Annotated in this window: 12 protein-coding genes; 9 read left to right on the top strand and 3 right to left on the bottom strand. The window is 68.2% G+C overall.

What is annotated here, in order from left to right; translation table 11 throughout:
- Positions 1 to 6: 6 nt before the first annotated feature.
- Positions 7 to 1182 (bottom strand): acyl-CoA dehydrogenase family protein, encoded by a 1176-nt coding sequence (locus tag SK803_RS03965; RefSeq protein ID WP_319964347.1) that lies wholly within the window; start codon positions 1180 to 1182, stop codon positions 7 to 9.
- A 45-nt stretch (positions 1183 to 1227) separates the two neighbouring features.
- On the opposite strand from SK803_RS03965, the gene SK803_RS03970 reads away from it, so the two are divergent.
- From SK803_RS03970 to SK803_RS03990, 5 genes are all read left to right on the top strand, one after another.
- On the top strand, positions 1228 to 1419 hold the full coding sequence (locus tag SK803_RS03970; RefSeq protein ID WP_319964348.1) for a ferredoxin: 192 nt from the start codon (positions 1228 to 1230) through the stop codon (positions 1417 to 1419).
- Between the two features lie 79 nt (positions 1420 to 1498).
- Positions 1499 to 2584 carry a Zn-dependent alcohol dehydrogenase gene (locus tag SK803_RS03975; protein ID WP_319964349.1) on the top strand — a complete coding sequence of 362 codons (1086 nt, stop codon included), beginning with the start codon at positions 1499 to 1501 and terminating at the stop codon, positions 2582 to 2584.
- Positions 2585 to 2608: 24 nt separating this feature from the next.
- On the top strand, positions 2609 to 3457 hold the full coding sequence (locus SK803_RS03980; protein ID WP_319964350.1) for a 3-oxoacyl-ACP reductase: 849 nt from the start codon (positions 2609 to 2611) through the stop codon (positions 3455 to 3457).
- Between the two features lie 43 nt (positions 3458 to 3500).
- On the top strand, positions 3501 to 5006 hold the full coding sequence (locus SK803_RS03985; RefSeq protein WP_319964351.1) for an aldehyde dehydrogenase family protein: 1506 nt from the start codon (positions 3501 to 3503) through the stop codon (positions 5004 to 5006).
- A complete protein-coding gene (locus tag SK803_RS03990; RefSeq protein WP_319964352.1) occupies positions 5007 to 5756 on the top strand; it encodes a glucose 1-dehydrogenase in 750 nt (249 codons plus the stop codon). It abuts the gene before it with no gap.
- Here SK803_RS03990 and SK803_RS03995 read toward each other — a convergent pair.
- Entirely contained in the window at positions 5746 to 6348 is a 603-nt protein-coding gene (locus SK803_RS03995) for a hypothetical protein (protein ID WP_319964353.1), read from the bottom strand. The genes SK803_RS03990 and SK803_RS03995 overlap by 11 nt on opposite strands.
- Positions 6345 to 6536, bottom strand: coding sequence for a hypothetical protein (locus tag SK803_RS04000; RefSeq protein WP_319964354.1), 192 nt, complete (start codon positions 6534 to 6536; stop codon positions 6345 to 6347). Before SK803_RS04000 ends, SK803_RS03995 begins: the two co-directional genes overlap by 4 nt.
- Before the next feature lie 139 nt (positions 6537 to 6675).
- Here SK803_RS04000 and SK803_RS04005 point away from each other — a divergent pair, with 139 nt between their 5' ends.
- The 4 genes from SK803_RS04005 to SK803_RS04020 all read left to right on the top strand — a co-directional run bounded on the left by SK803_RS04005 (position 6676) and on the right by SK803_RS04020 (position 10784).
- Positions 6676 to 8160, top strand: coding sequence for an alpha/beta hydrolase (locus SK803_RS04005; protein ID WP_319964355.1), 1485 nt, complete (start codon positions 6676 to 6678; stop codon positions 8158 to 8160).
- A 127-nt stretch (positions 8161 to 8287) separates the two neighbouring features.
- On the top strand, positions 8288 to 9388 hold the full coding sequence (locus SK803_RS04010; protein ID WP_319964356.1) for an acyl-CoA dehydrogenase family protein: 1101 nt from the start codon (positions 8288 to 8290) through the stop codon (positions 9386 to 9388).
- Complete coding sequence (locus SK803_RS04015; RefSeq protein WP_319964357.1) at positions 9385 to 10326, top strand: LLM class F420-dependent oxidoreductase; 942 nt, start codon at positions 9385 to 9387, stop codon at positions 10324 to 10326. The genes SK803_RS04010 and SK803_RS04015 overlap by 4 nt, the downstream gene beginning before the upstream one ends.
- A complete protein-coding gene (locus SK803_RS04020; protein WP_319964358.1) occupies positions 10323 to 10784 on the top strand; it encodes a winged helix-turn-helix transcriptional regulator in 462 nt (153 codons plus the stop codon). The genes SK803_RS04015 and SK803_RS04020 overlap by 4 nt, the downstream gene beginning before the upstream one ends.
- Positions 10785 to 10927: the final 143 nt, after the last annotated feature.

Here is a 10927-nt window from a genome sequence, read left to right on the forward strand (position 1 = left end):
GTCTCCTTACCGGGGTACGGCGGGCAAACCGAGGCCCACGCGCGCGATGATGTCCCGCTGGATCTCGTTGGTGCCGCCGCCGAACGTCAGGATCAGCGACGAGCGGTGCATGCGTTCCACCCGGCCGTGCAGCAGTGCTCCCGGCGACCCGGTGCGCACGATTCCGTTGGCGCCCAGGACCTCCATCAGCAGCCGGTAGCCCTCGGTCGCGAACTCGGTGCCGAAGACCTTGGTGGCGGAGGCTTCCGCGGGAGAGGGCGCCTCGTCACCGCCGGAGGCGATCCGCCAGTTGATCAGCTTGAGGAACTCCGTCTTGGCGTGCACGCGGGCCAGGTGCAGTCGCACCCACTCGTGCTGGTCAGCGCCGGTCTCCTGGGCCCACTGCCGAACCTCGCGCAGCGCGGTCTGCAACGGTGCGGCCGAACAAAGAGCGACGCGTTCGTGGTTGAGCTGGTTGGTGATGAGCTTCCAGCCCTTGTGCTCCTCGCCGATCAGGTTCGTCGCCGGCACGCGCACGTTGTCGTAGAACGTCGCGCTGGTGGTCGGCCCGGACATCGTCGGCACGGGTGTCCAGGAGAAACCGGGATCGGTGGTCGGCACCATGATGATGCTCAACCCCCTGTGCCGCTGCGATTCCTGGTCGGTGCGGCAGGCCAGCCAGACGTAGTCCGCGTACTGGATGAGGCTGGTCCACATCTTCTGGCCGTTGATCACGTAGTCGTCGCCGTCGCGCACCGCCCGAGTGCGCAACGCCGCCAGGTCGGTGCCCGCCTCGGGTTCGGAGTAGCCGATGGCGAAGTGGATCTCCCCGGACGCGATCTTCGGCAGGTAGAACGCCTTCTGCTCGGGCGTGCCGTACGCCATGATCGTCGGCCCGATCGAGTTCAGCGTCAGGAACGGCACCGGCGCTCCGGCCGCAGACGCCTCGTCGAGGAAGATCAGCTGCTCGATCATGGGCCGGTTGCGGCCGCCGTACTCCTCCGGCCAGCCGATGGTCAGCCACCCGTCGAGCCCCATCTGGCGGACGGTGTCCTTGTACATCTCGGCTGTGCCGTAGTCACCGCCGCCGTGGTCGCTGCCTCCGGCGAGGCCTTCCCGGCGTCGCGGCGTCATGAGCGCGGCGAAGTACGCCCGCAACTCCTGGCGCAACTGCTCCTGTTCGGGCGTGAAACCGATGCGCATGACGGCTACTCTAGAACAAGTTCTACTTGATGTCAGGAGGCCGCGATGAAGGTCGACGTCGACCCTTCGCTGTGTGAGGCGCACGGTGAGTGCATGTCAATCCTGCCCGAGGTGTTTGACCTTGACGATGACGAGGTTTTGCAGATCCGGGAGGGTGAACTCGCCGATGGCGAGGTGGCGTTGGCGGAACGCGCGGTCGCGTCCTGCCCCAAGGGTGCGCTGCGGCTCTCACGCTGATGGGCCTTGTCATGAACAGGAACAGATTCTAGTGTGCGACGGGTACCTCAGCCGTTGAGCTCAGCGAGGAGTGATCCCGGTGAAGGCAGCCGTGCTCAACCAGGTAGGCGACGACAAGCTAGAGCTCCGGGACGACGTGACGACCACCGCGCCGGGGCCGCAGGAAGTCCGCATCAAGATCAAGGCGTGCGGGGTGTGCCACAGCGATCTGTCCGCAATGGACGGAACGCTGCCCGCCCTGACACCCGGTGTCGTCGGCCACGAAGGCGCCGGTGAGGTCGTGGAGATCGGCAGTGCCGTGACGCAGCTGGCGGTCGGCGACCACGTGGCGATCACGTTCGTGCCGCCGTGCGGGAAGTGCGCCCAGTGCGTCACCGGCCAGTCTCACTTGTGCCTCGTGCACACCATTTCGGCTTTCACGTCACCGAGGTTCGTCGTCGGTGGCAATCCGGCGTTCGGTTACGCGGGTCTTGGCGCCTTCGCCGAGGAGATGGTCGTTCCCGCCGATGCCGCGATGAAGATCGACGACGACGTGCCGTGGGAGATCGCGGCGCTGTTGTCGTGCGGCATCCTGACCGGCGTCGGCGCGGTGCTGAACACCGCGAAGGTCGAACCGGGTTCGAGTGTCGCGGTGATCGGCTGCGGTGGTGTCGGTGTCGCGGTGATCCAGGGCGCGCGGCTGGCCGCCGCCGCAAGGATCGTCGCTGTCGACCCGGTGCTCGAAAAGCACGACGTCGCGAAGAACTTCGGCGCGACGCACGCCACGACGCCCGACGGCATCGTGGACCTGAACAACCAGCTGAACTTCGGCATGGGCTTCGACTACGTGTTCGACGTCGTCGGCATCCCCGCCACGATCCGCCAGGCGTGGGACCTGACCCGCCGCGGTGGCCACACGGTCGTCGTCGGCGCGGGCCGGGCGGACGCGATGGTGTCGTTCAGCGCCCAGGAACTGTTCCTGCACGACAAGACGTTGCACGGGTCGTTCTACGGGACGGCGAACTTCCGCCGGGACGTGCCACGCATGATCGCGCTGTGGCGGCAGGGCCGGCTCGACCTCGAAGGCATGATCAGCAAGCGGATCAAGCTGGAGGACGTGAACGAGGGCCTGCAGGCCTTGCGCGGCGGCGGATCGCTGATCCGCCAAGTGATCCTTTTCGACTGACACATTCCTTCTTGGGAGTCTCTTGTGGACCTTGCGGGGAAGGTCGCCGTCGTCACCGGCGCGGGTGCCGGACTGGGCCGGGCGGAAGCACTGGAGCTCGCGCGAGCCGGTGCCTCCCTGGTGCTGAACGACCTGCCGGGCTCGGCCGAGGCCGCCGCGGCCGAGATCGAGGAGCTGGGCGCGAAGTGCGTGGTGGTCGAGGGTGACGTGGGGGAGCGGAGTACCGCTGACGCCCTCGTCACCGCGGCCGTCGAGCAGTTCGGCGGGCTCCACGTCGTCGTGAACAACGCCGGTGTGCTGCGCGACCGGATGCTGTTCAACATGTCCGACGAAGAATGGGACCTGGTCGTACGAGTGCACCTGCGCGGCCACTTCCTGTTGTCGCGCAACGCGGTGTCGCTGTGGAAGCAGCAGTCGAAGGCCGCCGGGGCACCGGTCTACGGCCGGATCGTGAACACCTCCTCCGAGGCGTTTCTACTCGGCTCGGAAGGCCAGGCCAACTACGCGGCGGCCAAGGCGGGGATCGCCGCACTGACGGTCGCGACCGCACGTGGCACGTCCCGCTACGGCGTCCGCGCCAACGCGATCTGCCCGCGGGCCAGAACCGGAATGACCGCGCACGTCTTCGGTGACGCACCGGACGGCGACGACTCGCTGGCGCCCGAACACGTGGCGAAGTTCGTCGCACACCTGGCGGGACCGTCCGGGGAAAAGATCAACGGACAGGTCTTCGTCGTGCACGGCGGCATGGTCGCGCTGATGGCCCCACCCACCGTGGAGCAGAAGTTCAACTCCTTCGGCGATCTCGACAGTTACTTCACCGACCGGGATCCACAAAGGACCTTCGCCTGCACGGAAACCGTGAGTCTTTGAAACACCGCGAGTCTCTGAAACATACTGCGCTGTAGGAGGAGCTGTGCCGCTCACCGTCCAACCGCACCGCGAATCGCTGGGCCTGAAGGACGGCCGGCTCCTCATCGGTGGCGAGTTCCGCGAGACGGACGAGAACTGGACCCACCACCACCCGGCGACCGCCGAGGAGATCGGCAGCTTCGCCGTCGCGTCGGCCAAAGACGTCGACGCCGCGGTGCTGGCCGCCCGCAAAGCGTTCGACGAGGGACCGTGGCCGCGGTCCGGGGCCGGTGAGCGCATCAAGATCCTGCGCAGGTACAGCGATCTGTTGCGGGAGCACTCGGACGAGTTGCGCGGCCTGCAGGCGCTGGACAACGGCGTGCCGCTCACGTTCGGCCAGATCTACGCCACGTCGGTCGGCATCGCGGCGGACATCTTCGACCACCACGCGGGCTGGATCGACAAGGTCGGCGGCCAGACGCTGCCGCCGTACCAGGGCGGTGACCACCTCGCGATGACCTTCCGCGAACCGGTCGGTGTCGTCGCGGCGATCCTGCCGTGGAACGCGCCGTTCGTGCTGTTCGCCCAGAAACTCGCACCCGCACTGGCCGCGGGCTGCACGGTCGTCGTCAAACCGTCGGAGTACGCGTCGTTCTGCGTGATCCGCATGGTCGAGCTGCTGATCGAGGCGGGCCTCCCGGAGGGTGTCGTCAACCTCGTCACCGGCCCCGGCAACCCGACCGGCGAAGCGCTGATCACCCACCCCGGCGTCGACAAGATCAGCTTCACCGGCAGCCGCGCGGTCGGCCGCCGGATCGTCGAAGCCTCGGCGGGCACGATGAAGCGCGTTTCGCTGGAGCTGGGCGGGAAGTCGCCGGCGCTCGTGTTCGCGGACGCACCGAACGTCGGTCTCGCCGCGATGACCTGCATGGGCATGGTCACGATGGGCCTGTCCGGACAAGCGTGCGTGGCGCACACGCGGGCGCTGGTCCAGCGGGACGTGCAGGAAGAGTTCATCAACATGGCGTCGATGCTCGCTAGCGCGGTGACGTTCGGCGACCCGTTCGACCCGGCGGTGCTGGCCTCCCCGCTGATCAACGGCAAGCAGCTCGAGCGCGTCCTCGGCTACATCGAACGCGGCCAGGAGGACGGCGCTCGCCTGGTCACCGGCGGCACCCGGCTCGAAGGCGACCTGGCGTCCGGGAACTTCGTCGCACCGACGATCTTCGCGGACGCCAGCAACGACATGGCGATCGCCCGGGACGAGATCTTCGGCCCGGTGCTGACCGTCGTGCCGTTCGACGACGAAGAAGAAGCCATCCGGATCGCGAACGACACCGAGTACGGCCTGGGCGCCGGCGTCTACACCAACGACGTCCGCCGCGCGTTCCGCGTCTCGAAGCGGTTGCGCGTCGGCATGGTCGGCATCAACGGGTTCCAGCTCGAACCGCACGTGCCGTTCGGCGGCTACAAGCAGTCCGGTCTCGGCCGCGAGGGCGGGCAGAGCGCCTACGAGGCCTACACCGAGCTCAAGACCGTGATGATGCCGCTGACCGACGAGCTGATGTAGATGCGGCTGGACGGCAAGGTCGCCCTGATCACCGGCGCCGCCCGCGGTCAGGGCGCGGCCGCGGCGCGCCGGTTCGTCGCGGAGGGCGCACGGGTGATGCTCACCGACGTGCTCGACGACCAGGGCAAGGAGCTAGCCGCCGAACTGGGCGCTGAGTACAGCCACCTCGACGTGTCGTCCGAGGAGGACTGGGCGGCGGTCGTCGCGTCCACTGTGGACACGCTCGGGGACATCACGGTTCTCGTGAACAACGCGGGCATCCTGCACTTCTCCGCGCTGGCGGACACCACGCTCGCCGACTACCAGCGCGTGATCGGCATCAACCAGGTCGGCACGTTCCTGGGGATGCGCGCGGTGGTGGAGTCGATGACGCGTGCGGGCGGCGGCTCGATCGTCAACGTGTCATCCGTCGAAGGCCTGGCCGGCATGCCCTACCTGGTCGCGTACACGGCGTCGAAGTTCGCGATCCGCGGCATGACCAAGGTCGCCGCGCTGGAACTGGGCCAGCACGGCATCCGGGTCAACTCGGTGCACCCCGGCGCCATCGACACACCGATGGTGAGCGAGACGCTGGGGCGGCCGATCGACATCTCCCCGATCGGGAAGAAGGTGGCGCTGCGCCGGGTCGGTCAGCCGGAGGACGTCGCGAACGTCGTCCTCTTCCTGGCGAGCGATGACAGCGCGTACTGCACGGGCGCGGAGATCGCCGTGGACGGCGGTGCTACCGCGACCCACGCGCTCAACCGCTGAACACGATCGCACCGTCGTCCCCGACGAACCGCGGAGCGATCAGCGGGTGCGTCGGGAGGGCGGGGAGCCGTCCCGCGTAGCTGCCGTCGTGCCAGACTCCGTAGTACTGCGGGGTGCCGAACGGAGTCTCCTCGGTGCCGAGCACCAGGCGGTCGCGGTTCATGTCGAACGCCCAGGTGCAGCCGGGCAGCGGTTGCGGGCGGGCATCCGGTGCCCGCCAGTGGACGCCGCCGTCCTTCCACCGTCCCGGCCCGTCGTGAGTGTTGTAGATCAGGCTGCCGTCGTGGTCGATGTCGACGAAGCCGTAGAGCCGCTCGGAGAACTCCTTCGGCAGTCCGACGGCTCTCGGTGCGGCGGGATTGTCGGCCGGCCACACGAACGGTTCCCACTCGGCTGTGTTCCGGTCCCTGGTCGCCGCGCCAAAGATGTCGCCTCGGTCGTTGACCGCGGTCGCCCAGGTGTCGGTGTATTCCGCGGGCTGCGCGAGCAGGGTGAACCCGCGTGCGTCGAAGGTCCACGCTCGTTGTTCGCGCGGGTCGTCGAGGTGCGTGGAGACACCGACGATCATCCCGGCCCGGTTCTGGTCGTTCACGCGAGCCGTGTTGAAGCCTTCTGGCCTGCCGCGCACGGTTGCGGCGCGGTCGGTTCCGTCATGTGCGCCCGCGCCGGGTACCCCTCGGGCATGGGCAGAAAGCCCACCGCCCAGCCGGTCAGATCGGCCGCCCCTGCTTGCGGCTCCAGCACCGCGGTCAGTGACAGGGCCGCAGCGAATGCAGCCATTCCGCGTCTCATCGAACTTCCCCCTTCGTCGATGTCGCAGTGATCACGCCGCAGACCGGAAAGCGGTTGCCCGGTGTGGGCAACCTCGTCGCTCTTCCTGGCGTCTTCGTGATCGAGAGGTCAGACCTGGGGAGCTGTTTTGAAATCGACATTGATCACGGCTGCGCTGCTGATCGGGCTGGCGCCGGCCGCCGTGGCCGCGGAAGAAGCGCAGACACCCGTGCTGAGCTGGCAGGACTGCCAGGACGGGTTCCAGTGCTCGACCGCGAAGGTGCCGCTCGACTACGACCAGCCGTCGGGCACGAAGATCGACCTGGCGCTGATCAGGATGCCCGCGACCGATCCCGCCAAGCGGATCGGCTCGCTGTTCGTGAACTTCGGCGGGCCGGGCGCGTCCGGCGTCGACCGGTTGCGGGCGCGCGGCAAGTGGGAGTGGTTGTTCTCGCCGGAGCTGCGGGCGCGGTTCGACGTGGTGTCGTGGGATCCCCGCGGCATCGGCCGTTCCGCGACGGTGCGCTGCTTCGACAGCGTCGAGGAGCAGCAGACGTTCCTGAACGGAATTCCGGTGTACCCGAACACTGCGGCGGACGAGCCCGCGTTCTACGACTCGTACCGCGAGTTCGTGCGCCGTTGTGAGGAGAAGTCCGGCGACCTGCTGGACCACGTCTCGTCCGCGAACACGGCACGTGACCTGGACCTGCTGCGCAAGGCAGTCGGCGACAAGAAGCTGACGTACCACGGCATCTCGTACGGCACGCACCTCGGCGCGATCTACGCGAACATGTTCCCGGACAAGGTTCGCGCGCTCGCGTTCGACGGCTCGCTCGACTTCATCGGCAACGCCACCGGGCACGGTGACCAGGGCACGACCGTGCCGCTGGACACGCGCCAGGACGTGCCGCGCGGGGTCGCCGAGACGTTCGACCAGTTCCTGAAGCTCTGTGCGGCGCCGGGCGCGAAGTGTGCGTTCGCGGGCGGTGACCTGAAGCAGAAGTGGGCGGACCTGGTGACGAAGGTGACGGCTTCTCCGGTCACCACACCGGACGGCCGGTTCGACCGCGTCTCGCTGATCAGCCTCGTCTGGGACGCGCTGGCGCAGCCGGAGACCTGGCAGGACACCGCCCGGATCCTGCAGGGGGTCCATGACGCACCGGCGTCGTTGACCGCGGCTGCCGCCGACTACCCCTCGAACCGGTTCGAGGGGTTCAACGCGGTTCAGTGCTCGGACAGCAACTTTCCGCGCGACACCGCTGCCTACACGAAGTACGGGAAGAGCGAGGACGAGCGTGTTCCGTACTGGGGCCGCGCGGTGGTCTACGACATGATGGCCTGCGCGTTCTGGCAGGGCCGTGACGACGACCGCTACACCGGTCCGTGGAACCGCTGGACCTCGGCGCCGATCCTGTTCATCAACAGCAGGTTCGACCCGTCGACGCCGTTGCACGGCGCTCGTGACGGTGCCGCGGAGATGGCTCGCACCGGGTTCCTGACGGTCGAGGGGTACGGGCACACCTCCATGTACGTGCGCAGCGCGTGCGCGGAGAAGGTGAAGCGGGAGTACCTCTTCACCGGTGTGCTGCCTGCGCAGAAGACGTGCGGCATCGACAAGGGGCCGTTCGCCTGACCGTTGTTCGTTGAGAGGGGCTCCACCTTCACCGGTGGGGCCCCTCTTGCTTTGCCGCTCTCGTCGTGGCTACGGTAAGGAAACTGAACCGGTAAGAAAACTGAACCATAGTGAACCGGGAGGAACCGTGCTGGCTGCCGTGGCCGAGCTGGCCCGAGAGGTCGCACCGAAGACCGAGGCAGGGCGCGCGCTCGCCCCCGAACTGCTGGCCGCGATCCAGGACGCGGGGCTGTTCCGGCTGGGTGTTCCGCGTGCGCTGGGCGGTGCCGAGTCCGATCCGGCCGAGACGCTGGCCGCCGCGGAGACGATCGCCCGTGGTGACGCCTCCGCCGGGTGGTGCGTGTCGATCGCCGCCACGAGCGGGTTGCTCGCCGCCTATCTGCCCTCGGCCGGCGCGGACGAGGTGTTCGGCGATCCGCGGTCGGTGGCTGCCGGGGTGTGGGCGCCCAAGGGACGTGGTGCCGCGGTCGACGGCGGGGTGGTGGTGTCGGGGCAGTGGTCGTTCTGCTCGGGGATCCAGCACGCCGACTGGTTGTTCGCCGGGTTCGTGCACTCGTCCGGGGTGCTGAAGGTGGCCGCGCTGCCGAAGTCGTCGCTGGAGGTCCTCGACACCTGGCACACGACCGGGTTGCGCGGCACCGGAAGCCACGACTCGGTGGCTCGTGACGTGTTCGTCCCCGATCATCGAATTCTGTCTGTTTTGGACGGACCGCCGGTTGGCGCTGGTCCGCTGTACCGCTTCCCGGTGTTCGGGTTCTTCGCGCTGTCGGTCGCGGCGGCTGCTCTGGGCAATGCTTTCGGTGCGCTGGACGACTTCGTGGCTTTGGCGGTGCACCGCAGTCCGCTCGGATCTCGTCGCACTCTGGCGGAACGGACCTCCGTCCAGGCGGCGGTGGCCGAGGCGGACGCGTCGCTCCGGGCCGCGCGGGCGTTCTTCTACGAGGCGGTGGCCGAGGCGTGGCAGGCGGCGCAAGGTCGTGAACCGGTACCGGTGGGCGTGCGGTCGGCGTTGCGACTGGCCGCGACCCATGCGACCCGTGCCGCGCGGGTGGTCGTCGCTGACCTTTACGACTTGGCCGGTGGTGGCGCGATCTACGACGGCGCACCACTGCAGCGACGGTTCCGCGATGCGCACACCGCGACCGCGCACTTCCAGGTCAACGCGGCCTCGTACGAGTTGCCGGGCAAGGTGCTGCTCGGCGTACCGGTGCGGACGGAGCAGCTGTGACGTCTGTCGGTGTGGTGACGCCGTTCTGGCTGGACCGGCCGCCGGCGGAGGCGCTCGACATCGCCGTGGTGGCTGACGAAGCCGGGTTCGGCACGTTGTGGATCGGCGAGATGGCGACGTTCGACGCGTTCGCGCTGGCCACGGCCATCGGGCTGCGGACATCTGACATCTCGTTGAGGATCGGGCCGCTCGCGGTCGGGGTGCGCAGTCCGGTGGCGCTTGCTCTGGGACTGTCCACTGTGGTCGCCATGACCGGGCGGCGGGCCGGTTTGGCGTTGGGTGCGTCCAGTCCGCGGATCGTGTCCGAGTGGCATGGGCGGCCGTTCGAACCCGTCCGGCGGATGCGGCAGACCGTCCGGGACACTCGGGCGATCCTGAACGGCGACCGGGTCGCCGGGTTTCGGTTGCAGCAGCCGGTTCCTGACAGGTCGATCTCGGTGGCGGCGTTCGGGCCGGCGATGACGCGGGTGGCGGTGGAGGAGGGGGACGAGGTGGTGTTGAACCTGGTCAGCGCCGATCACGTCGCCGACGTTTGCGGAGCGTTTTCCGGTGTTGCCGACGCTCCTCCGCCCGTCGCCGTCTGGATCCCCGCGGCCCTCGACCCCGGCGAGGCAACCCTCCGTCAGTTGCGGTCCCAGCTCGCCGTCTACCTCGCCCCTCCTGGCTACGGCGAGATGTTCACCGCCCTCGGTCACGGCGACCTCGTGGCTCGGGCTCGAAGCGGCGCGCCGCGTGCTGAGCTGGCGCAGGACATCCCGGTCGACCTGATCGAAGCGGTCGGTGCGGTCGGCTCTGCGGACGACATCGTTCGCCGGGTGGACTCGTACTTCGAGGCGGGCGTTTCGCACGTCGGGCTTGTGCCTGCGACGGCGGAGGACCCGGCTGGGCGGCGGTTGCTGACTACGCTCTCCCCGCTACTGACGAAAGGACGCCGATGATCGACCCTGGCGCTCTCGACCGCCGGTTCCGGGGTGAGTCGGTTGGGCGAGCGCTTGATCTCGTGGGGGAGCGGTGGACGTTGCTGATCCTGCGTGAGGCGTTCTTCGGCGTTCGCCGGTACGGGCAGTTCGTGCGGAACCTGTCCATCCCGCGTCCTACGTTGTCCGCCCGGCTGAAGTCGCTTGTGGAGGCTGGGTTGCTGGAGCGGGTGGCGTACGCGGAGGATCGGGACGAGTACCGGCTCACCCAGGCTGGGTTGGAGTTGTTTCCCGCCATCGTTGTTCTGATGAAGTGGGGGGACACGTACGTGCCGGACCCTGATGGTCCGCCGGTTGTGCTGGAGCACAGCGCGTGCGGGGAGGTGGCTGAGGCGTTCCTCGCCTGCCGGTGTTGTGGTGAGGAGATCACCGCGCACAACGTGGTTGCGCATCCCTGGCCGTTTCAGGACAAGACCTGACCCGAATTTCTGTGGTCACGTCAATTCAGAATGGCGGTGGGTCGCCCAGTACTGGTTCCGGGTGGCGTTGGTAGGTTTTTCCGGCGGGGCTTTTGAAGCAGAATCTGCCGGGTTTTGGTTGGCTCACTTGCCAGGCTGATCGG

The sequence above is a fragment of the Lentzea miocenica genome, assembly GCF_033949945.1.
GTDB classification, from domain to species: domain Bacteria; phylum Actinomycetota; class Actinomycetes; order Mycobacteriales; family Pseudonocardiaceae; genus Lentzea; species Lentzea miocenica.